The sequence below is a fragment of the Paenibacillus koleovorans NBRC 103111 genome, from assembly GCF_004000845.1.
GTDB lineage: Bacteria > Bacillota > Bacilli > Paenibacillales > NBRC-103111 > Paenibacillus_AA > Paenibacillus_AA koleovorans.
The window spans coordinates 13,454-35,769 of record NZ_BIMA01000072.1 but is presented as its reverse complement, the minus strand read 5'-3'; the positions used below and the strand labels follow the sequence as shown (position 1 = coordinate 35,769).

Here is a 22,316-nt window from a genome sequence, read left to right as displayed (position 1 = left end):
CATCATCACGAAAAAATTTGATGCCCACAAGCTTCAAAGGTGTCCAGATTTCCTGAAAGTAATAGCTCGGCATTTGCCCGCCCCTTTCACAGAAAATATTGCCCCTATTGATTCATGGCTTCAACCAACTCGCCCAACACCCGTTCCGCATCCGCGTACGGCACTTGGCAGGTCCCCGCCGGCTTGTGTCCGCCACCGCCGTATTGCAGCATCAAGGCTCCGACATCGACACCGGAGGTCCGATTGATGATGCTGTGCCCGCAAGCGAAGACGCAGTTTGCTTTGCCTTTGCCTTCTACGAGCCAGATGGAGATGTTCTGCTCCGGATACAAAGCGTAGATCATAAACCGGTTGCCCGGGTAAATCGTCTCGACGCCGCGCAAGTCCGTCAAGATGACATTGCCTTCGACGCGCGTATATTGCTTTAGCATCGCTACATAGGGCTCGTTCAGCTCGTGATACCGCTTGACCCGCTCCTGCACGTCCGGCAGGCTCAGAATCTCCTCCGCGTTTTTGTCGCCGATATGACTGACCAGCTGCTCCATCAGTTGGTAGTTGCTGATCCGATAGTCGTGAAACCGGCCCAAGCCCGTACGCGAGTCCATCAGAAAAGAGAGCAGATCCCAGCCTTGCGGATTCAAAATGTCTTCGGCGCTGAATTGCGCGGAATCAGCCTTGTCCACTCCGGCCATAATCTCATCGATGTCGCCGAATTTCTCTCGCCCGCCGTAATAATCGTACACCACCCGCGCGGCGCTCGGAGCAACCCGGGTCTCCCCCTCGAACTCCACTTTCTCGCCCATACGCTGCAGCTCGCTCGAATGATGGTCGAACCAAAGGCCGCAGCCCGGCGCGTAAGGCAAATTGGCCAATATATCGTTAGCCGTCACTTCAACCAGCCCGTCCTGTACATCCTTCGGATGGACGAATTTCATTTCTTCAATCATGCCGAGCTTCCGGAACAGCATCGCACACACGAGTCCGTCGAAGTCCGATCGCGTGATGAGTCTCATGTCTCCAACCCCTTCTTCATCTTTGGTTCTAAAGTACTATATATTCTCGATCGCTCCCGATAATTCCTTCCTTGGCCATCTCAATTCGGTATAAAAAAACGGCGAAATCCGCGTATTTTACGCGAATCTCACCGTTTTCCGGGCATAACAGGTGCATCAAGCCCAAATGACTATTTCAAAATGGAATGGATCGGATGACCCAATGCGACTTCCGCCGCCTCCATCGCGATCTCCCCAAGCGTCGGGTGAGCATGGATCGTAAGCGCGATGTCTTCGATCGTAGCCCCCATCTCGAGGCCGAGGGCCATTTCCGCGATCAGATTGGACGCTTCCGGCCCGACGATCTGAGCGCCGAGCAGCAGCCCGGTCTCCTTGTCGCCTACCAGCTTCACGAAACCGTCGCCGGCATTCATCGTGAGCGCACGGCCGTTGACCGCATAGTTGAACTTGCCGATCATAAGGGTTTTGCCTTGCGCTTTCGCTTCCGTCTCGCTCAAGCCGACGCTGGCGATCTCCGGATCGGAGAACACGACAGCCGGGATAGCCTTGTAGTCGATGACGCTAGGCTGGCCAGCCAACGCTTCCGCAGCGACTTTGCCTTCATAGGAAGCCTTGTGCGCGAGCGCAAGACCTGCGACGATGTCGCCGATCGCGTAGATGTTCGGCACGCTAGTCTTGCATTGAGCGTCAATTTCGATGAAGCCTCGCTCGGTCATTTTCAAGCCGATGCCTTCCAGCCCCATGTCGGAGGTGTTCGGCCGGCGGCCAACGGTGACGAGCACGTACTCGGCCGTAACTTGCTTCTCTTCGCCCTTGGCGGTGTATGTGACGGTCACATCGGTGTCGGTCACTTTCGATTCCTTAGCCAATGCTTCGGTTACGACTTCCACATGGAGCTTCTTCAGGTTACGGCCGACGAAACGGGACAACTCTTTCTCGAAGCCCGGCAGGATCGAATCGGAACCCTCCAGCACAGTCACCTGCGTTCCGAACTTGGCGAATGTTTGCCCCAGCTCGATACCGATGTAGCCGCCTCCGATGACGACCATGCTCTTCGGAATTTCTTGCAGGTTCAGCGCTTCGGTCGAGGACAGGATCCGTTTGCCGAATTTGAATGTTTTCAGCTCGATCGGCGTGGAGCCCGTTGCGATAATGCAATGGTTGAACTTGTATTGGGAAGCTTCGTTCTCCGTCGCGACGCTAACCACGTTCTCGTTCACGAAGAACGCATCGCCGGAGACATACTTGATTTTATTGCCTTTGAGTAGCGACGCGACACCGCCGGTCAGCTTGCTGACGACGCTGTTCTTCCATTCCTGTACTTTGCCGAAATCGATCTTGATGTTATCGGCGGTAATCCCGATGTCGGAAGCATGTGTCATCACTTCGTATTGATGGGCCGCATTGATCAAGGCTTTGGACGGGATACAGCCGCGATTCAAACAAACGCCGCCGACTTCCGCGCGGTCTACAACTACGACCGATTTGCCGAGCTGGGCGGCACGAATGGCCGCCACATATCCTCCAGGACCGGAACCGATCACGAGCACGTCCACATCCGTAGTAAATGTTCCAACTACCATGGGTTACACCTCCATGACAAGCAGCTGCGGATCTTCCAACAGCGACTTGATGTAATTCATCGCGTTCTGTGCCGTAGCACCGTCGATCAATCTATGGTCGAAGCTGAGGGACAACGCCATCACCTTGCCGATGACGATCTGCCCGTTCTTCACGACCGGTTTCTCGGAGATACGGCCGGTACCTAGTATCGCCACTTCCGGGTGGTTAATAACCGGAGTGAAGAACATGCCGCCGGCGGAGCCGATGTTCGTAATCGAGATCGTGCCGCCTTTCATCTCGTGCAGGGCCAGCTTGCCGTCGCGGCCGCGCGTGGAGAGATCCTTGATCTCGTTTGCGATCGACCAGACGTTCTTGCGGTCGGCGTCGGCCACTACAGGGACGATCAAACCATTATCCGTATCGGTAGCGATTCCGATATTGTAGTACTTCTTGTAGACGATCTCGTTCTTCTCGTCGTCGATCGAAGCGTTCAGCGCCGGGAACTGGCGAACCGCAGCGACCAAGGCTTTGACGATGAACGGCAAGTAAGTGAGCTTGACGCCCTTCTTCTCGGCGAGCGGCTTCGCCTTCTCGCGGAGCTCCACGAGCGCGGTGACGTCAACTTCGTCCATGATCGTCACATGCGGAGCCGTGTACACCGACTTGACCATCGCGTTCGCGATCGCCTTGCGGATGCCCTTCAGCGGCACGCGCTCTTCGACGCGCTCGCCTGGAGCCGGTGCTGCCGACGGTGCGCTTGGCGCTGCGCTGCTGCCGACCGCTGCAGGTGCTGCCGCGTCTTCGGCTGCCGCAGGAGCTGCTGCCGCTGCGCCGCCGCCTGCCGCGAACGACTTGACGTCGTCGCGCGTCACTTGGCCGTTGCGACCGGTGCCGCTCACCTGCGCGATGGCGACGCCTTGCTCGCGGGCGAACTTGCGCACGCTCGGCGTAGCCAGCACTTCGCCGGTCGGCGCCGGTGCCGTTGCTGCCGGCGCCTCAATCTTCGCGCCGGCGGCGGCATTCGCCTCGCCAGCGGTACCTGTCGGCGCCTGCGGGGCAGGCGCTGCAGCCGGTGCCGACGGCGCCGCCGCATGGCCCGCGTCGCTGCCATGGCCGGCGAGCGCGTCCGGAGGCAGCTCGCCTTCCACATCGATCGTCGCCAGGATATCGCCGACGACGGAAACCGTGCCTTCGCTAACGCGAAGCTCGACGATTTTGCCCGTAACCGGCGAAGGCACTTCGACGGTCGCTTTATCGTTCTGAACGTCCATAATCGTTTGATCTTCTTTTATCGTATCGCCCGGCTTGATGTGCCACTTGACGATTTCGCCTTCATGCAGCCCCTCGCCAAGCTCCGGGAGCCTGAAATTATAAATGGCCACGCGCTTGCCCTCCTCTAAGAAGCGATTAGTTGAAATCCAACACTTGATTCAAACCGGCGATGATGCGAGCCGGATTGGGCAGCCACTCTTCTTCGATTTGCGGGAAGCCCATCACTGTATCCGGAGAGGTTACACGGAGCACCGGAGCTTCCAGGTGAAGAATCGCCTTCTCGTTGATTTGCGCGATCACTTCGGCGGCTACGCCGGCCGACTTCTGCGCTTCTTGCACGACGATCGCGCGGTTCGTCTTCTTGACCGAAGCGACGATCGTGTCGATATCCAAAGGGCTAAGCGTACGCAGGTCGATTACTTCTACCTTCGCGCCGCGAGTTTTCTCAATTTCCTCAGCAGCCTTCAGCGAGGTGTGCACCATAGCGCCGTAAGTGATGATCGTAGCGTCCGTACCTTCACGCACGACGTTCGCTTTGCCGATCGGAACGGTGTACTCGCCCTCGGGCACTTCGTCGCGGAAGGCGCGGTACAGCTTCAGATGCTCCATGAAGAACACCGGATCGTTGTCGCGAATCGCAGAGATGAGCAGGCCTTTCGCGTCGTACGGATTCGAAGGACAGACCACCTTGATCCCCGGCGTCTGAATCATCAAACCTTCCAGGCTGTCGCAGTGCAGCTCAGGAGCTTTCACCCCGCCGCCGAACGGAGTCCGGAACGTAATCGGGCTATTGTACTTGCCGCCGGAGCGATACCGCATACGGGCTGCCTGGGCAACGATAGAGTCCATAACTTCAAAAATAAAGCCGATGAATTGAACCTCCGCCACGGGACGGAACCCGGTTACGCCAAGCCCGATCGCCAGACCGCCGATGCCCGATTCCGCCAGCGGCGTATCGAATACGCGCTCCTCGCCGAATTGCTTCTGCAGCCCTTCCGTCGCCCGGAACACCCCGCCGACGTTCCCTACGTCTTCCCCGAAAATCAATACGTTCGGATCGCGCTCCAGCTCGACGCGCATTGCGTCGGTGATCGCTTGAATCATCGTCATTTGTGCCATGGATCAATGCTCCCCTTTCGCCGCGCTGAAAGCTGCCTTCTGATCTTGCAATTGGTTCGTAGGCGTCTCGAACATGCTGTCGATCAACCCTTCGACCGTCATCTTAGGCGTGGACTCGGCTTTCTTGATTTGCTCGGCAACCGTTTCCTTCGCCTCTTCTGCCGTCTTGTTCTCATCTTCCTCGGTCCACAGCCCTTTGGCTTCGAGGTATTTGCGGAATCGAACGAGCGGGTCCTTCTGACCCCATTCGGACTCCTCTTCCTTCGTGCGGTACTTGGTCGGGTCGTCGCCGGACATCGAGTGCGGAGCAAACCGATACATGATCGCTTCGATCAATGTAGCGCCTTCCCCGTTGCGCCCGCGTTCCGCTGCGTCGCTGACCGCTTTATATATCGCGAGTACGTCCATTCCGTCCACTTGCACGCTGCGGATACCTGCCGCTACACCCTTCTGGGCGATCGTCTTGGCTGCTGTTTGCTTCTCGCGCGGGGTGGAGATGGCATAACCGTTGTTCTGTACGACAAAAATAACCGGGAGGTTGAAGGCGCCTGCAAAGTTCATGCCTTCGTAAAAGTCTCCCTGGGACGATCCGCCGTCTCCGGTGTACGTGATGACTACATTTTTCTTGCCGCGTTTCTTCAGGCCCATCGCTACGCCGGACGCTTGCACGATCTGCGCGCCGATGATGATCTGAGGCAAGAGCACATTCACGTCATCCGGCACTTGTCCGCCATGCTGATGACCGCGCGAATACAGGAACGCCTGGTACATCGGCAAGCCGTGCCATACGATCTGCGGCATGTCGCGGTAACCCGGGCATACCCAGTCTTCCTTCGTCAATGCGAATTCGCTGCCGATCATCGTTGCTTCCTGACCGGATACCGGCGCATAGAAGCCGAGACGTCCCTGGCGGTTCAAGCTGACGGCGCGCTGATCCCATACGCGGGTAAACACCATGCGGCGCATCAATTCGCGCAGTTGCTCGTCGCTCAGCAGGGGCATCGAATCTGGATCGATAACGGTCCCATCGGCATTTAGAAGTTGGAACGGTTGAATGTCTTCTATCCGGACCTCGGATAAGAATTTGCTCATGGAGATCACCTCAAACTGGATTTGTTTGCTGCCTGGAAGCAAAACTGTTATAGTATATTACAGAGACTGTTCTGAGAAACTGTGTGATACTGTACTTATTAAAAGCGCTTTTCCTAAGAACATCAAGTATAACAGGGCATCCTCATTATATAGTACAGTTTCAGAAAAAGCTAGACACTTTCCAATTTAATTCGCTCCAATCATACAACGCGTAGTTTACGCCAAACGAAGCAATTTCTATCCAATCGGCGAGGGGACTTGGCAATGGACGAATCCATCTACTACAAACGCACGATGATCAAAGAGCAGCTGTCTTCCGCCTATTTGCCCGAGCCGCGAAGCTTGCGGATAGTGCTGCCTCCCGGGTACAATGAGCTGCTAAGCTATCCGGTCATCTATTGCCAGGACGGCGAGGACTTCATCAACTTCGGGCGCATCGCGACGCAGTTGACCCGTCTCGTGCTCGACGAAGGTCTGGAGCCGGCCATTCTGGTAGCGGTCGATGTCGACAAGAAGGTACGCACGGACGAATACGCCCCGGAGGGTAGTCGGTTCGAAGCCTACTGCCGTTTCTTCGCGGAGGAGCTCATTCCACATATCGAATCACGCTACCCCGCAAGGCCTCAGCCCGATGCTCGGATTCTAGCTGGCGATTCGCTTGGCGGAACGGTGTCGCTGCATCTCGCGCTTGACTATCCGCAGCTGTCTACCCGGGTGATCAGCTTGTCCGGCGCCTTGCTGACCAGCACGCAAGAGCGTCTGCAGCGGGAGGAGCGGGATTTGGCTTGGCTCGACTTGTACATGCTGATCGGACTGGATGAGGAGCAGGTGGAGACGACTCGAGGCGTGTTCGATTTTTTGCAGGCGAACCGGGATACACTGAAGCTGCTCCATACGAGGAACGCCAAGGTGACATATGTAGAGAAACCCGGCAAACATCTATGGGGATTTTGGCAAACGGAGCTGCCGTATGCGCTTCATCATGTTTTAGGCTGACGATCCCTACTGGTTTGTAACCTTCTTGCTGCTTGTTGACGCTCTCCAAAAGTAAAGCCGACCATGTCCCCTTTCGACGTGATCGGCTTCTTCGCTGTTGTTCTTCAATTATCGTACCTCGTCCGCAGCTCGGCCGCCTTCTGCTGCAGCTCCGCCATGGACGAGAGCTGCGGATGGCGCTCCGCCAAGCCGCCCCAAGCCAGCAGCGTTTGCTGCACCGCCATCGCAAACGTCCGCACCGTAATCCCACGCCCCGGCGCGAGCGACACGAGACTGCCCATCATCCCTTGCCGAATATGCGGGTAGTCCAAGCTCGGACTCGGCACTCCCTTCACCAAGAAGCCGTCGGCATACTCCTCCAGCTGCTCCCCCGACGCCATCTCGTAGAACATTCGCACCATCTGGGCCCGGCGCTCGGCATGCCCCTCCACGACGATGAACGCTTGCACCACATAAGCTTTGTGCTGCCTCCGCTGCGAAATGCCGCAAAACTTTTTCCCGTCTATCGACAAATCGTATTCGCCCGGGCAGTAGGAGCCAACAACCTCCCCTTGCGCCAACCCCGTTCCGAACCGTGCGAGCGACTCGGTAATCAGCTGTCGCATCCGCTCGAAGCCGACGTTGAAATTCGGCTTGCCTTCGGAATTCGGCACGATCAACGAGATGTTCAGCACGCCCGGATCGAGCGGTACCGCCGCGCCTCCGGAGTTGCGCACCCCAACCTGATAGCCTTGCGAGCTGAGCCAGCGCATCCCGAGCTCCGCCTGCTGCAAGCGGCGGTCCCTTAGACCGAGCACCAGCGCTTTCTCATGCCGCCATAAATGAACGATGGGGGCAGCTCCCTCGCCAACCTTGCGGCACATCGTTTCGTCGAACGCGAACGGGATCAAGATGTCTCCGACGAGCGTCCGCGCGCTTGTATCTTGAATATAGAACGTATGTTCCAGTCCGCTAACCATGATGTCCAAGTATTCTCCTTCAACTTTATAAATTCGCCTGCTTCGGCTTCAGCCCTAGCACCCAAGCGTCGATATCGTAGCCGCGCACTTCCCAATATCCGATATGCTCGTCGGCGATCAGCTCGATCCCTTGCAGCCATTTCACGGATTTGTAGGCGTACATCTTGGGCACGATCAGCCGTACCGGCCCTCCCAAATCTTGCGGGATCGGCTTGCCGTCCAGCATAACGGCGACCATTACGTCGGCCACAGCCGCCTGAGCAAGCGTCAGCGTATCCGTGTAGACGCCATCGCCGGAGTAGAACTTCACGAACCTCGCTTTCGGCTGAATGCCGGCCATCTCGAGCAGCTTCGACAGCGGGATGCCTTCCCACGTATTATGATAGACCGACCAGCCCGTTACGCAATGAAAATCGCTAACCTGCACCTTGCGCTCGATGTCCGTGAACTGCTTCCAGTTCCACTTCTGCGGATGATTGACGAGTCCGCCGATCGTAAACGCCCAATTGTCCGACGAAAAAGCAGGGATCGGGGTTACGCTGTAAATGCGGAACTCCCCTTTGCTTCCCCCGCCGATCGGCACGACCGAATCCGGATGCGGCACGGGCTCAGGAACCATGTGATTGCCGTCCGAACCCGGGATGTAATCCGCAAGATCGACGCCAGCCCCCCCTCCGCCGAACAGCCAACGGGCGAACTTGGGCCCGACGAGCAGCACGAGCACCCCGGCGACACTCCAACGAATGAACGACCGGCGCGTATACAGCACATGCCGGACCGAACCTGCGAGCGATGGCGCTGCCGGCATCGGTTCTCCGTCCGCACTCGCCGTCTTGCGCTGCTTCACCTTCAGCCAGCGGCTGCGGCTGACCGAGTGGTAGATCGCATACGGCACGCCGACCCACGTGAACAAATCATGCACGAGCAGCGCCCCGTTGCTCCACACCGGCGGCAGCCGGCGGAACTGCCAGAGCACGATGCCGGAGACGATCCAGCCGACGAGCAAGACGAGTACGACGCCCAAATTCCATTGTTGCTCGGGCTTCCCTTTCAGCTGTCGGATATGGCGTATCAGGGAGGGCAAATACAGCAGCAACACAACCACCGACAACAGCCCAAGCCAAATATGGGCTTCCTTCGTCAACACTCTGATACGCCCCAGCTCGCGGAACGGCTGAAAAAACAGCAGCATGCCGCTCACCGCAAGCACCAACACCAGCCAAGCGTTCCAAGCGTGCAGCGCCGCCAGCCTTTTGCCGAACGGCTTCTTCTTCCATGTGCTCCACAGCTTCATCGTACCCGCCCCTTCGCCTTCGCATCCGCCCCGGCCGCTGACTCGCCTCCGCCTGCCGCCGAAGTCTCATTTACTTACTATTGTATAGCAAATCGGGCCGGCATGAAAGCGGACTCAATCACAATATGCGCACATGAAAAAACGCCCCCGCCTGAACGGCGAAAGCGTCACTTTCTTGGTGATTACTGGAAACTGTTAAACCAATTGACGATGCGGTTTCTCCTGCAGCAGCTGGAACAGCGCCAGAATCGACTCGTGCTGCTTCGCGCAGCGGAACGAAATTTTCACTTCTCCTTGCCAGTAAAACGTGAACAGCGTGTTTTCCGGCCCGATTACCAGCTCCACGTCCCAGCAATTGTCGCTCAGGTTGTATTTGTCGCGATTGAAGAACAGCTTCGGCCCCTCCGACGAGTGGTACATCCCGAAAAAGTCGCTGCCCACCTTAAAATAAAATCCTTGGTCCGCGCCGCCCGTTTTCTCGATCACAATGGAACGCCCCTTTCTGTATTCAAATGGTTTTCCGATCCGATCCGCGCAGGGTTAAATAGAAAAAACTTCAACCCTCTTTCGGTAGCTGGCTGGCATGCCTCTTCTCAGGCTGAAGCCCCTGTAGCTTTGCGCCGCTGGCTTTCGCCAGGTTTGCCGTTATCGAGAATGTTCGAAGTTTGTCGTAAATCTTATGGTTGTTTCATTAGCATACAAGATCAGGCTTGCGGGCGCATCTAACTTTGTACCTATTTCCATGACAATCGACGCACCAAAAAAAAGAAAGCCGGGCATGGCCCCGGCTTTCTGGTGGGAGGATTCTTCAATGGAGGATGATTACCAGATTGGACGAAGAATTATCACCAACAAGATGAAAAGAACCAACACGACCCCGATGGAACTAAATCCACCTACTCCACAACCACCTACACCGCCTACGAATCCCATGTTCAGTCCTCCTCTCGTACTTGCAATCGCTGTGGCTGCACCACACAATTACAGTATGAGCCGGAGGAAGTGCTGGATTGGACATTCGCCCGTTACTCAAAAAGTTTATTCCTGATCCGTGCCCCATCTGTCCTCTGAACCGTCTAATCCCCGCCGCCACCGCCGCTTCCGGAATCCGAAGAACCCCCGGAATGGCCGCTGCCGCTGTCATTTAAACCGGAATTGCCGTTGCTATCGTAATAATCTCTGTTCGAATCGGGATAATCCGCTGAGCCTCCGGTTGTCGTATCCATCCAGGAAGGTATACTTCCGCCTTCTCCATTCGCGTTCTGCTGTCGCTCCAATTCCAAGTACGAACTCATCTGACCGTGATAATCCACCGAATCCATGACGGAGAACAGCAGCATCGCGCCTGCCCAAGAGCTGAATCCCTGCCCCAAAAAACCGTCGGCCTTCGCCTGCAGGCTCGCGTTCGAATGCCCCTCCAGCTTCTGCTTGTTCCGATAAGCTTGCTCGATCTGCTTCTTCGCATTCATAATCAGCATCTGGATCGTGGTCCGCACGTCTTGATGCAGCTCGGCCGCCTTGCTGTTGAACAGCCGTGCCTGCAGCGCTTCCGAGCTTAACAGCTCCAGATCGCCAAGCTTTTCCTTGCCCATCGGCCCGCGAAAAAAACCGTTCCAGATACGGGAGCTATACGGCCACGGCTCGAACAACTGAGCATAAACCCAGTCGAACCAAGCGCGCTCCTCCAGCATAGCCGCCGGTTCATTGTGCGGGGTGTGATGGATCGGGTACCCGATAAACTGCTCGCAAAATTGCTGATATTCCCGGGTGTACAGCAGCATCTCATGCCAAATGTCGTCCACGCGGCGGCTGAACATCGGCACCTGCTGCAGCACCGCGGTCATGAGAAAGTACCGCTTCAGCTCCACAAACACCCACTCGTACTCGGCCGTCGTCATATTCGAATGACGTTGCAGCACGCGATACTTGAGCCGTTCGGCAAATTCGCCCTCCGCGAAGGCTCTCTCCAACTGCGAAGCCAGCTCCCATAGCGGAGCATGGACCAGCAGCCCCACTCCGGACGGAGGGGAGCCCTCATAGACGAACTTGGCTGATGTCGTTGCCGTGCCGCTGTTCTTTTTCCTCCTTCTGTTCGGCTGTCTCGACAAGCTCCCGCTGCTAATCAAGAAGACGAGAATAATGGCAACAATCAGAATCGGAATGAAGTAGGTCAATAGATTCACCTATACCCGGGGCGCAACCCTTTTCTTTCCAGTATACCAGAACCGGTGCCGGTTGTCAGAAAATATGCTATGATGGGAAACAAATAAAATTACAAAATTCGATCGTTTTCGCATGAGGTGCCTATGACTCCGAATCGCAATTTCATCCTGCTGCTCGCGGTCGCCGAATTGGTGCTGGCCGTGACGTTCGCCTCCATCTGCGGCTACTTCCTGATCGCGAAGCCGGATTCGCTTCAGCTGCAGCTGCTGCTCTCCTTCATCGGCATCGCCGGGCTCGTGAACGGGATTTATTTGCTGCGCAAAATCAGGCAATCCCGCACGGCGGCCGGCCGCCGTGCGGAACGCGCGGCGGTCGCGGCTGCCTCCCGTCAGCGAGCTTCCGGCGGCGGCGGGAAGGGCAAAAGCAAACGATGATGCAAGCCGTCCAAACTAACGTTCCGAGAAAAAGAGCATCCCTCCCTTAGCGGGAAGGATGCTCTTCGCTGTCGGCTCGCGTCGACCGCTTCACTTCTTGATGTACTTCGAAGCCTTCTGAATCGCTTCGTCTTCCGTAGGCGCCGTGATGTAGCGTCCATTCACGAAGATGAACGCCGCCCGCGAGCAGGGGCCGCAATAAGACTTGCAGCCGACCTTCACCTCGGTGTCCGGCGCGACCTTGTTCAGCTTGGCGAGTATCGTCTTGACTTTCGTATGCTTGCATTTGTCGCAAATTCGAATATCGTTGGCCATCGCCTGTAAATCCTTTCCCGAGTGACCTGGAGCGAATTAATCGCCGGTCGTGCCTTTGCTCGGGTTTGTAATGAAGAACCCTTCGTTCGGTACGTACAAGTAGTCGATCTTGACGCCGTCGAGCAGCGGCTCGGCGCGTTCCATCAGCACTTCAATGCCTTTATCGGTAGCGACGATAACGTCGTCTTCACTCGGATCGTCAAGTCCCAGCGCGTATTGGACAAGACCGGCATGCGTAAATTCCACCTTCACGCGGACTTTCAAGCCTTGGTTTTCCTCGAGCGCCAGTTCCTTCTCCAGCACTTTCGCGGCGCTACGCGTAATCTTGCAGTTCATTTCCTTTCACTCCTTGTCCCAGTCGGTCATCCTAAATCATATCATGTTTTGGCCGCATCGTCTAATTTGGCTGTCGTTGCCCTCGAGGGTTGTACCATGTAAAATAGTGGGAGGGTGACCCGCACCCAATCCAGACGAGGTGATGCCATGCTGTCGTTCTATAAGAAATACTACAAGACCGTATTCGATATCGGCCTGATGGTGCTGACCGTGTATTTGTTCATGCTGGCGTTCAGCTACTTGTACAAAATCGCCACGCCGATCTTCCTGGCTTTCCTGATCTTCGCCATCATCGAGCCGTTCGCCAAATTTCTGAATCGGCGGGGAATCAAAAAATCGATCGCAACCGCCATCTCCACCATGCTCTTCATCCTGGTCATCGTGGCCGTATTCGTTGGTTTAGGGGCGATCTTCACGGCACAAATCTACGCCCTCTCGCTCAAAATTCCCGACTATGCCAAGGTGCTGCAGGATCAAATCGTCAACAACACGCTGTACTGGCAGTCGAAGCTCGACACGTTGCCGCCGGATGTCGTGGACAAGACCAAGCAGTATGCGGAGACGATCACCGGCAAAGGCGCTGCCCTGGCGGCCGCATTCCTCGCATGGATGTTCCGGATGCTGACCTCGTTCTCTACCTTTATCGTTAACTTCACGATCGGGATTATTCTCGCTTATTTTCTCAGCATCGAGATCGACACTTGGAAGCGGGTCGCCTCTTCGAAGACGCCGCGAACGTTCAAGAACGCTTTCTTCTTCCTGAAGGAAAATGTGCTGAAAGGCATCGTCACTTATCTGAAAGCCCAAGCGAAGCTCATTTCGCTGACATTCGTCCTGATCTTCATCGGGCTGCTCGTTCTAGGCGTCAAAAATGTGTTCTCGATTTCGCTATTGGCCGCCTTCTTCGACGTACTGCCGCTTCTGGGCGTGTCAACCGTGTTCATCCCGTGGATCATCTACTTGTTCATTGTAGGTCAGACCACACTGGCGATCTGGCTCACCGTGCTGCTAGGCATCGTCATACTCGTCCGTCAAATTCTCGAGCCCAAAATTACCGGCGATTCGCTCGGCGTCTCCGCCTTCACGATGCTCGCCTTCATGATCGTTTCGCTGTCGCTGTTCGGCGTGGCCGGCCTGATTCTCTCGCCGATCCTGATCATCTTGATCAAGGCGTTGATGGAGCAAGGCTACCTGCAGCGATGGATCCGGCTGCCGGCGGAAGAATACTAAGCTCCGCGAGGTCTGCTCGCTGGCTTTATTTCAAGAAGTGCTTTCGCTCCATCCGCTCGGCGAACCAGTTCATGAGCAGCATTGTAACGGCGATGTCATCGATCGGCATGAACGGCAGCACGTCGGGCAATACCCAGTAGAGCAGCGCCGGAATGAGGAACAAGAGCTTGTCCTTTACCGGCACCTCACGGGCAATTAGAAGCAGGTATACTTTTCGAAACACATGGCCCCAATGACGGAGCGATAGCAGCTTTCTCATTGCGGTTCACCCCCTATGGGTCGCTGTCAGACATCGGTGCGCTTGCGATGCTTGCGTGCCGTCCACAGCACGATGCCGATGAACAGCAACATGATGACCAGTCCGCCGATGGCGACGAACATCATGACGAAGAACGGACTCAGCCCGTCCCCGCCTTCGCAGGCGCAAGCCATGGACATGGTCGGCAAGCTTAATGCCAATACGACAATCATTGCAAGCACGGCCGCCGCCGTGCTTGTTCTGCGTAGCATGGATCGAAACATATTTCCTCCTAGATCGGTGTCCCCAGTTGATTCGCGGCCGCCGCGCATGCTTCCAGCATCAGCGGCTCGACGCGCTCGTACATGGAACCGAATTGGGCGACGGGCAGAGGATTCGAACCGAATCCCGCCTCGATCGTATACCCCGGCCGGCGGAACTGTTGAATGAACCAGTCCTTGTACCCGGCATCGCTGCCCGCCAGCTTCACCAGCTTGTAGCCGCTGGCTAGTGCAAGCCGCTCTCCGATCGACCGGGAAACGCCCGGTTCCATTCCTCGATAATTCCAGTATATCTCTTCGCCCTGGGTGTGAAAAGCAAGCGCCATTTGAAAATTCCGGCACTTCGTAAAATGCGCCATCGCGAGCGCCTCCGGCTCCGTGAGAGGCGCGATGCCGGTATAGTCGCGCGGCCCCGGGCAAGGCGCGACCAGACGGCGGCGGGCGCGCTCTTCCTCCCAGCCGGCCGGGAACTGATCGTTCAGGTCCACGCCGTGAATATTCGCTTTCCAGCCGGAGAAGTCGAGGCTGCCCCGATTCGCCTTCAGCAAGCTCGAGGCATAAGGATGCTCGGGCCAGATCCCGCCGTGGACGAGCTCCACGCCGTCCGGATTGACCATCGGCACCAGCCAGAGCGAGAGGCGTTCGTACATTTGCCTGGCGTCGCGTTCGTTCCAGAAGCCGATGCCTTCGCTAACCCCGGAAACGGCCGCCGCCAGCCGTTCGGTGAACCGCATCAGCAGCGGCGTCGTGATCCACTCATTGGCGTGAAACGAGCCGTTGAAGTGCACCTCGCAGGGACCGATGCCCAGCCGCAGCACCGGAATCGAACGGCCCAGCACCGACCGTCCGATCCATTCCGCCTGGAGAAACGGATAACGAACAAGCAACAGCTGGATATGTCGCATCAATTCTGCATACCCATACGGGGCTGTCCCTGCCGCAAGGAAGCGCTCTCGATCTTCAACGGAGGTCAGCGTCAACCGGGCCGAGGGGATGAAGAGCACTTGACCGGGGACAAGATAATGCTTCGGTCCGGGATGCATCCATCGGTTCTGCTCCGCGAGCTCCTCGATCGGCAGCCCGGTCCGTTCCGCCAACCGGAACCAAGTATCGCCGGACTGTACCACATAAGGGATCGACATCACAAACGCCTCCTCGCGCAACAGTTCGTTATCCATCCTTATGCCCCCGCCGCCGGCAACATGCGCAACCCGCAACGAACGCCCGAAAGCCCGAATGCGAAGTCGCATTCGGGCTTTCGGAGGTCAGTACCGGTACCGCATCACACACAAGCGGTTATAGCTTCGTCACTTGCCAGACGACCGAAGTGACGCTGATATAATCGGACAACCACTGTCTGGCAATTCTCTTGAACATATCGGCATTTCCGCTGCAGAAGAGCTGGTGCACCGGAATCGTGCCGGATTCAGCCAACTGCCCGCGATGGTACAACACAGCGCTCGTCTCCCGGGCCGTTTCTTCCGCCGAGTTGATCAGCGTCACGTCCGGCCCCATTACTTCAGAGATTGCATCCGACAGGAACGGATAGTGCGTGCAACCGAGAATCAGGCAATCGATCGGATATCGCACGAGTGAAGCTAACGAGTCTCGAACGACCGCTCTCGATTCTCTGCTGTCGAACAAGCCCTTCTCGACGATCGGAACGAGCTCCGGACAAGCCTTGCTAATCACATGCGTCGTCGGGGAAATCGTCTGAAGCGCTTCCCGGTAAGCGCCGCTCTTGATCGTGTTCTCGGTTCCAATCACGCCGATGATCCCGCTGCGCGTACAACTGAGCGCGGCGCGGGCGCCCGGCTGAATAACGCCCAGCACCGGGATCTGGACCTGCTCCCGGATATCCTGCAAAGCTAACGCGGTAGCGGTATTGCAAGCGATAACTATTAATTTCGGTTGATACTGGATCAAATATTGTACGATTTGCCGGGTGAAGCGAACGACCTCTTCTTCCCGGCGGGGACCGTATGGAGCACGAGCCGTGTCGCCGAAATAAATGATTTTCTCCTGAGGAAGCTGACGCATCACTTCTCGGACTACGGTCAACCCGCCCACTCCGGAGTCCAGTATTGCTATAGCCTGCTGCACGAAGTTTTCGCTTCCTTCTGTCATAATGTAGGGTCTACGTTTACAATATGACTTCACGAGGCGAAACGTTCTTGGCGACAGCCTGTACACCCCGCCCCGCTGCAACGAAGAATGCCCTGCCGGAGAGCGAAACTAAAGCTCCGGCAGGGCATTCACTTAAGGTTTGGGATGCAGCTCCGCAATTTGGGCGAATTCGTACCCTTCCTTCTTGATCTGCTTCAGGATGCGATCCATAGCGTCGATGTTTTCCTTCGAGGCGTGATGCATGAGAATTATGTTGCCGTCATGCAGGTTGCCGATGATGTCGTTGTAAGGATCCTCCGCACCGTTCGCCCGAGGCTCCCAATCCTTCATCGCCGTCGACCAGAAATACGACGTATACCCCAGATTCGTCATCAGACTAAGCAGATGTTTGCTGAACGTCCCGTACGGGAAGCGGAACAGCTTCGGCACATCTTGCCCGGTGATCGACTTGTACATGCTCTCGAAATCCTGGATTTCCTTCTTGACCGCCTCGTCGCTAAGTGTCGTGTAATCTTTGTGCGTGATGGAATGGTTCCCGATCATATGGCCTTCTTGCAGCAGCAGCTTCACATAGTCGGGGTTGTTCTTCAAGTTGTAGCCGGTGATGAAGAACGTCGCCTTGACTTCATTGTCTCGCAGCGCTTTGAGCAGCTTGTTATAATCGAGCAATTCTCCGCCCACATCGATCGTCAAATATATTTTTTTGCCTTCGCCGACCCACACGGCTTTCTGATCCGGCAGCAGCCCTTTCACTTCACCTGGGAACCCAGGCACCTCGCCTTTTTTCTTCTTCATGTAGTACCAGTTGATCGGCTTCAAGTCCGCCGCAGTCGGGTTCGACAAGGCATTGGAAGGCGACACGATAGGCGTAGGCGTTGGTTTGGGAGGCTCCGGCGTCGGTGTTGGCGTTGGTGTCGGTGTCGGTGTGGCGGTTGGCGTTGGACTGGCTGTCGGTGTAGCAGTAGCAGGCTTTACAGTAGCGGACGGACTGGGAGACGGCGCAGTTGTGCCCCCCTTATTAGGGTCGTCCGGAGCAGCGCAGGCGGGAATGCAGGCCGCACATAGAAGGGCGGCGATTAAGAGCCGCTTGGTCGATTTCAAGACTATCACCTCATGAGAGCTATTCGACAAAAAAAGAGCAATTCCTCCGTCATTCGAGCCGATCTCTACAAGATCTTCGAAGCGGGTTGAAGTCAGGCTATGGAGCCTAATAAAGCGCGAATTTCATCCAATCCCGGCATCGAGCCGATCCCTCCGACCCGCTGTGTGGCCAGCGCGCCGCAGGCGTTCGCGAAGCGGATCATTTCCGTCGGCTCCATGCCATGCAAATAAGCATAGATGAGTCCCGCATTGAACGAATCGCCGGCTCCGGTTGTATCTATAGGTTGAACCGGGAACGGAGCGCCGGGTGTGGCCACTCCATGCGCATCGAACAGAACGCCGCCTTTCGCTCCGCATTTGACGCCTACATACCGGTGAGACGGCAGTTTGGCGGCGCTGTCGGAAACCGAGCTCCCGGGGAAAATATGCAGAAGCTCCTCCTCGCTCGGGATGAACAGATCGGTGACTTCGAGCAGCCGCCCGATCGACTCCGCCTGCCAATGGCCGCGCGGATCCCAGCCGGTGTCGAACGAGGTGCTGGCTCCGCGCCGCTGCGCCTCCGAGAACAGCCGGAGCCAGTGCTCGCGCATGCCATCCAGCAGGAAATAAGAGCCGAAATGCACATGATCGACTCCGTCGAGCAAGTCTTCGGGCAGATCGGCCGGCTTCAGGAGCGGAATCGAACCCATATATGTGACCAAAGCGCGGTCCCGGCTGGAGGAGAGCGAGATCGTCAACCCGGTCTGGATGGTCGGCTCCACCACAAGCGCGTCCGTCTCAATCGCGAACTTGTCCAGCGTGCGCTTCATCAGGCGGCCATACTCATCGTCGCCGACCACCCCGACGAACTTGACGGCGAGACCCAGCCCCGCCAATCCGCAAGCCGTGATAGCCGAAGAAGAGCCCGGTACGACCTGGAACGTGTCCGCCAGCTTCTCCTTGTTCCATTCGGGCAAAATGTCCTCGCCGGTCAAAATAATATCTACATTGAGTTCACCCAGTACAAGCACTTTTGGAACCGCGCTCATCGCTTCGAATACCTCCACAGCATTATTTGCAATATCGAGATCAGCGTAAAACCCGTCAGCGCGAGGAACGGAATCGTCACGAACCCGAACCAGTTGATATATTCCGCGTCGCAAGGCACCATTCCGCAAGAAAACGAGTTCGACGGGAACCAGTCGGTTTTCTCCATCATGTAGTGATACAGCGAGATGCAGAAGCCGAGCACGGTCATCGGCAGCACGTAGGCGTACATCCAAGTATGCTTGCGGACGGCGGCAATGCCGAGCAGCAGCACTTGGGGGTACATCAGGATGCGCTGATACCAGCACAGCTTGCACGGCAAGTACCCTTTGACCTCGGAGAAGTACAGGCTGCCGAGCATGGCGACTACGGCGATGATCCATGAGAAGTACAGCCCGTTTTCCAGAATAAACTTTCTCCACTTCATCCCATATACCCCCTAAGAACCTTGTTATTCCGAAATCGTTAAGCTAGTATGAAAGCGTCCTTTTCTATCCTATCATAAGAAGGAGTTCAAGCGAAATAAGCTCGGGTCCTGAGCGGCGTTCGGGAGGATCATCTGCCACTTGCTAGATTATGCGATGACTGATCGGTCGAAATGCCGTAAAATAGAAGCAAGTGAAATGGAAAGTGGAGCTGAGCGCCGTGCAGAATATTCCGATTCTAAGACAAGGCAGAGAAGGCACCGAACTCCAGATTATCCGGTCGAGCGACATTATCAAGATTGAGCGGCTCCGACATCATGAATATCGCGTGCACACCCGGGATGAGCAGCATATTCTCGACATGTCGCTGGAGACGCTGGAGGAATGGCTCTACGAAGAAGGATTTCGGCTCATCGACCGCAACAATCTCGTGAACATCCATCATATAGCCGACCACGATCTGCTGAAGGGCAAGGTGTATTTCGGCGATCCCGCGCAGTCCGACACCCTCTCGGCCAGCGTCGCCCGGTCCCAGTACAAACATCTGGAGACGCTGCTCCGCCTCCGCCAGCTTCCGCCGGAGGAGGCGATCCGCGAAGTGATGGATGCGGTTCCGGAAGCGGGACAAGCGGTGACCGAGCTCAATTCGGAGGAGCGCAAGTTCCAGCGGTCGTACCATACGCTGCTCAGCGTAGCCGAGCGCCAGCGCACCGAGTCGCGCATTTGGCGGATGGCGTTCCACGATGCGCTGACCGGCTTGCCGAATCGCCTCCTGCTGCAGGAACGGATGAAGGAAGCGTTCGAGCAGGCGAAGACGTCGCAGCTGCTTTCCGCCGTAATGTTCATCGACTTGGATCGGATCAAGGTGATTAACGATACGCTCGGCCATCATGCCGGCGATCAAGTGCTCATTCATTGGGCGACTTGCATGTCCGCCTTCACGGCGCCTCACGGGATAACAGCCCGCTTCAGCGGCGACGAATTCATCATCCTGCTGCCGGATGCGAAGAGCACGGACTTCGTCGCCAAGATCGCCGCAGGTTTGCTGAAGCTGTTCGAGACGCCGTTCGTGTACGGCCATCACGACCTGTTCAGCACGGCCAGCATCGGCATCGCCATGTACCCTACGGACGGGGACGATCCCGAGACGTTGCTGAAATTCGCCGATTCCGCCATGTACAAGGCCAAGGGCAAGGGCGGCAATGCCTTCGAATTCTATAGCTCGGACAAAAACGAGCGCTCGCTCGATCGGCTCAGTCTGGAGATCGACCTGCGCAAATCGGTCGACCGTCGCGAGCTGCTGCTTCATTATCAGCCGATCGTCGATCTCGGCACCGGACGGATGGTCGGCATGGAATCGCTCATCCGCTGGAAACACCCGCAGCGGGGGCTCGTCCCGCCGGGGCAGTTCATTCCGCTCGCCGAAGAGACCGGGATGATCGTGCCGATCGGTCGCTGGGTGCTCGAGGAGGCATGCCGCCAAACCCGCGAATGGCAGCTGATCGGGATGCCGCAGGTTCGAGTGTCGGTCAACATCTCAGTCATCCAGTTCCAGCAGCCCGACTTCGTCGATAGCGTTCGTGAGGCGCTGGACCGATCGGGCTTGCCGGCCGAGATGCTCTGTCTCGAGATAACCGAGAACATCGCCATGACCAACGTGCAGACCGTCATCCGCACGATCAACGAGCTGCGCGAGCTCGGAGTCGCCCTCTCGATCGACGATTTCGGCACCGGCTACTCGTCGCTCAGCTATCTCAAGCGATTCCGCGTCCACACGCTGAAGATCGACCGCTCCTTCATTCAGGAAGTGACGACCGACGAGGAAAGCGCCGCGATCGTCACCGCGCTGATCGCCATGTCCAAGCGGCTGAATATCCGCTCGCTAGCCGAGGGCGTCGAGACGCGGGAGCAGGTAGAGTTTCTGATCGAGCACGGCTGCAACGAAATTCAGGGCTTTTGGTTCAGCAAACCGCTGCCCGCGCCTGAATTCGAAGTGCTGCTGTGCAAAGGCTGCGACTTTTTGGGAGCATTCCCCTCGTCAGGCAAGGATTGATTGAAACTTTTCCGGTAACTGTCCGTCTATATGTAGGAAGCTTTCTTACCAAACTTGCCATTATTCCCGTTCGTGTGATGGGCATAAGTGTTTTACTGGGAAAGGGGAACGCATGGAAACGAAAACACAACCACTCGGCGATACCGGCTCTAGTCGCAGCGGCGTCCGCCCTTCGACACCGAATCCGAAGCCGAAACGGAGGCGCCTCTGGCTTCGCCTGATCGGCATGTTCAGTTTAAGCTTGTTCGGCGTCAGCCTGTTGTTCGCGGCCTGGTTTTTCTTCACGGCCTCCGGCACGAATCTGCGCTATATGATGGCGGATACTCTGATTACGACGCAGCACCGCCACTGGGCCAAATATTTGATCGGCAACGAGGGCCTGGAGCGCCAAGTATCGAAGTACACGAAGCAGTTCGAGGAAATGTCCCAGGTCGTGAGCACCATTCCGGTGCATATCCCTTCGGTGACCGATTTGGCCGTTCAGGAGAAGAAGCTGATCGAAATCGAACCGGTGAGCGAGGGCAAATTCAGCGGCTACATCGTGTCGATCTCCGATCCGAAGAAGATCCGCCTGGGCGTACCCGGCAAAATCGGCAAAGGCGAAAAGGTGTCCAGCATGGTGAAGCGGACCGGTGCTCTGCTCGGCGTCAATGCCGGCGGGTTCGTGGATCCGAACTGGGAGGGCAACGGCTTCCAGCCGACCGGCATCGTCATCTCGCGCGGCAAGGTGTATTATTATGACGGCGACGACAGTACCCCGACGAACATCGTCGGCATCGATAAGGACGGGCGGATGGTGGCGGGCCGCTACACGCCGAAGCAGATGCGGGAGATGGGTATACAGGAGGCGGTCACGTTCACGCCGAAATTCATCGTCGATGGCAAGGGACTTGTGAAAAACCAGGCCGACGGCTGGGGCATCGCCCCCCGCACATGCATGGCGCAGAAGGAAGACGGCACGATCATGTTCGCGATCATCGACGGTCGGCAGACGCACAGCATCGGCGCCACGCTGTTCGACATCCAGAAGCTGTTCCTAGATCGCGGGGCGATTATTGCCGCCAACCTCGACGGCGGCTCCTCGACCGTGCTCGTGCACAACAACGAGATCGTCAACAAACCGGCCAGCCCGCACGGCGAGCGCTACCTGCCGACGGCGTTCCTGGTATTCGACGATCCGGCAACGGCCGACATCAAGAACATCTGGGAAGGGCTCGACATCTCGCAGATCGACCCGTCGAAGTGGTGAGTCAGCACGTGAAAAAGAAGCCTTCAAAAC

At 56.9% G+C, this 22,316-nt stretch carries 23 protein-coding genes and 1 riboswitch; of the genes, 5 read left to right on the top strand and 18 right to left on the bottom strand.

Annotated features, from left to right (window positions below):
* Positions 1-104: 104 nt before the first annotated feature.
* From PKO02S_RS21245 to pdhA, 5 genes are all read right to left on the bottom strand, one after another.
* Positions 105-1,013 (bottom strand): DHH family phosphoesterase, encoded by a 909-nt coding sequence (locus tag PKO02S_RS21245; RefSeq protein ID WP_127585900.1) that lies wholly within the window; start codon positions 1,011-1,013, stop codon positions 105-107.
* A 170-nt stretch (positions 1,014-1,183) separates the two neighbouring features.
* Complete coding sequence (gene lpdA / locus PKO02S_RS21240) at positions 1,184-2,596, bottom strand: dihydrolipoyl dehydrogenase (protein WP_127585898.1); 1,413 nt, start codon at positions 2,594-2,596, stop codon at positions 1,184-1,186.
* A 3-nt stretch (positions 2,597-2,599) separates the two neighbouring features.
* Positions 2,600-3,958 (bottom strand): dihydrolipoamide acetyltransferase family protein, encoded by a 1,359-nt coding sequence (locus PKO02S_RS21235; RefSeq protein WP_127585896.1) that lies wholly within the window; start codon positions 3,956-3,958, stop codon positions 2,600-2,602.
* Between the two features lie 25 nt (positions 3,959-3,983).
* Positions 3,984-4,967 (bottom strand): alpha-ketoacid dehydrogenase subunit beta, encoded by a 984-nt coding sequence (locus PKO02S_RS21230; protein WP_127585894.1) that lies wholly within the window; start codon positions 4,965-4,967, stop codon positions 3,984-3,986.
* A gap of 3 nt (positions 4,968-4,970) precedes the next feature.
* Positions 4,971-6,059, bottom strand: coding sequence for a pyruvate dehydrogenase (acetyl-transferring) E1 component subunit alpha (gene pdhA, locus PKO02S_RS21225; protein ID WP_127585892.1), 1,089 nt, complete (start codon positions 6,057-6,059; stop codon positions 4,971-4,973).
* A gap of 264 nt (positions 6,060-6,323) precedes the next feature.
* On the opposite strand from pdhA, the gene PKO02S_RS21220 reads away from it, so the two are divergent.
* On the top strand, positions 6,324-7,055 hold the full coding sequence (locus tag PKO02S_RS21220; RefSeq protein ID WP_127585890.1) for an alpha/beta hydrolase: 732 nt from the start codon (positions 6,324-6,326) through the stop codon (positions 7,053-7,055).
* A gap of 104 nt (positions 7,056-7,159) precedes the next feature.
* Here PKO02S_RS21220 and PKO02S_RS21215 read toward each other — a convergent pair whose 3' ends face one another.
* The 4 genes from PKO02S_RS21215 to PKO02S_RS21200 form a co-directional block, all read right to left on the bottom strand.
* The gene (locus PKO02S_RS21215) at positions 7,160-8,014 is read right to left on the bottom strand and encodes a lipoate--protein ligase family protein (RefSeq protein WP_127585888.1); all 855 of its coding nucleotides are present in this window, start codon (positions 8,012-8,014) and stop codon (positions 7,160-7,162) included.
* A gap of 25 nt (positions 8,015-8,039) precedes the next feature.
* Entirely contained in the window at positions 8,040-9,308 is a 1,269-nt protein-coding gene (locus PKO02S_RS21210) for a molybdopterin-dependent oxidoreductase (RefSeq protein ID WP_127585886.1), read from the bottom strand.
* A 195-nt stretch (positions 9,309-9,503) separates the two neighbouring features.
* Positions 9,504-9,794, bottom strand: a complete 291-nt coding sequence (locus PKO02S_RS21205; protein ID WP_246067164.1) for a hypothetical protein — start codon at positions 9,792-9,794, stop codon at positions 9,504-9,506.
* 80 nt (positions 9,795-9,874) lie between these two features.
* Positions 9,875-9,962, bottom strand: a riboswitch (cyclic di-GMP riboswitch).
* A gap of 422 nt (positions 9,963-10,384) precedes the next feature.
* Complete coding sequence (locus PKO02S_RS21200; RefSeq protein WP_127585882.1) at positions 10,385-11,482, bottom strand: glycine-rich domain-containing protein; 1,098 nt, start codon at positions 11,480-11,482, stop codon at positions 10,385-10,387.
* A 132-nt stretch (positions 11,483-11,614) separates the two neighbouring features.
* Between PKO02S_RS21200 and PKO02S_RS21195 the strand changes: the two genes are divergently transcribed.
* Complete coding sequence (locus PKO02S_RS21195) at positions 11,615-11,905, top strand: hypothetical protein (protein WP_127585880.1); 291 nt, start codon at positions 11,615-11,617, stop codon at positions 11,903-11,905.
* 90 nt (positions 11,906-11,995) lie between these two features.
* Here PKO02S_RS21195 and PKO02S_RS21190 read toward each other — a convergent pair whose 3' ends face one another.
* Together PKO02S_RS21190 and PKO02S_RS21185 are read right to left on the bottom strand one after the other, a co-directional pair.
* A complete protein-coding gene (locus PKO02S_RS21190) occupies positions 11,996-12,220 on the bottom strand; it encodes a YuzB family protein (RefSeq protein ID WP_127585878.1) in 225 nt (74 codons plus the stop codon).
* A gap of 36 nt (positions 12,221-12,256) precedes the next feature.
* Positions 12,257-12,556 (bottom strand): HesB/IscA family protein, encoded by a 300-nt coding sequence (locus PKO02S_RS21185; protein WP_127585876.1) that lies wholly within the window; start codon positions 12,554-12,556, stop codon positions 12,257-12,259.
* 147 nt (positions 12,557-12,703) lie between these two features.
* Here PKO02S_RS21185 and ytvI point away from each other — a divergent pair, with 147 nt between their 5' ends.
* Complete coding sequence (ytvI, locus tag PKO02S_RS21180) at positions 12,704-13,786, top strand: sporulation integral membrane protein YtvI (RefSeq protein ID WP_127585874.1); 1,083 nt, start codon at positions 12,704-12,706, stop codon at positions 13,784-13,786.
* Between the two features lie 25 nt (positions 13,787-13,811).
* Here ytvI and PKO02S_RS21175 read toward each other — a convergent pair whose 3' ends face one another.
* From PKO02S_RS21175 to PKO02S_RS21145, 7 genes are all read right to left on the bottom strand, one after another.
* Positions 13,812-14,045 carry a hypothetical protein gene (locus PKO02S_RS21175; RefSeq protein ID WP_127585872.1) on the bottom strand — a complete coding sequence of 78 codons (234 nt, stop codon included), beginning with the start codon at positions 14,043-14,045 and terminating at the stop codon, positions 13,812-13,814.
* 26 nt (positions 14,046-14,071) lie between these two features.
* Complete coding sequence (locus tag PKO02S_RS21170; RefSeq protein ID WP_127585870.1) at positions 14,072-14,308, bottom strand: hypothetical protein; 237 nt, start codon at positions 14,306-14,308, stop codon at positions 14,072-14,074.
* Between the two features lie 8 nt (positions 14,309-14,316).
* Positions 14,317-15,483, bottom strand: a complete 1,167-nt coding sequence (locus tag PKO02S_RS21165; RefSeq protein ID WP_246067162.1) for a M14 family metallopeptidase — start codon at positions 15,481-15,483, stop codon at positions 14,317-14,319.
* 118 nt (positions 15,484-15,601) lie between these two features.
* Complete coding sequence (gene racE, locus PKO02S_RS21160) at positions 15,602-16,408, bottom strand: glutamate racemase (protein WP_127585868.1); 807 nt, start codon at positions 16,406-16,408, stop codon at positions 15,602-15,604.
* Positions 16,409-16,564: 156 nt separating this feature from the next.
* The gene (locus PKO02S_RS21155) at positions 16,565-17,533 is read right to left on the bottom strand and encodes a polysaccharide deacetylase family protein (RefSeq protein ID WP_373865227.1); all 969 of its coding nucleotides are present in this window, start codon (positions 17,531-17,533) and stop codon (positions 16,565-16,567) included.
* Positions 17,534-17,625: 92 nt separating this feature from the next.
* Positions 17,626-18,561 carry a carbohydrate kinase family protein gene (locus PKO02S_RS21150; protein WP_127585866.1) on the bottom strand — a complete coding sequence of 312 codons (936 nt, stop codon included), beginning with the start codon at positions 18,559-18,561 and terminating at the stop codon, positions 17,626-17,628.
* A complete protein-coding gene (locus tag PKO02S_RS21145) occupies positions 18,558-18,986 on the bottom strand; it encodes a disulfide oxidoreductase (RefSeq protein WP_127585864.1) in 429 nt (142 codons plus the stop codon). The genes PKO02S_RS21150 and PKO02S_RS21145 overlap by 4 nt, the downstream gene beginning before the upstream one ends.
* A gap of 191 nt (positions 18,987-19,177) precedes the next feature.
* On the opposite strand from PKO02S_RS21145, the gene PKO02S_RS21140 reads away from it, so the two are divergent.
* On the top strand, positions 19,178-21,037 hold the full coding sequence (locus PKO02S_RS21140; RefSeq protein WP_246067161.1) for a putative bifunctional diguanylate cyclase/phosphodiesterase: 1,860 nt from the start codon (positions 19,178-19,180) through the stop codon (positions 21,035-21,037).
* A 226-nt stretch (positions 21,038-21,263) separates the two neighbouring features.
* The gene (locus tag PKO02S_RS21135) at positions 21,264-22,286 is read left to right on the top strand and encodes a phosphodiester glycosidase family protein (protein WP_246067166.1); all 1,023 of its coding nucleotides are present in this window, start codon (positions 21,264-21,266) and stop codon (positions 22,284-22,286) included.
* The last annotated feature ends 30 nt before the right edge of the window (positions 22,287-22,316 follow it).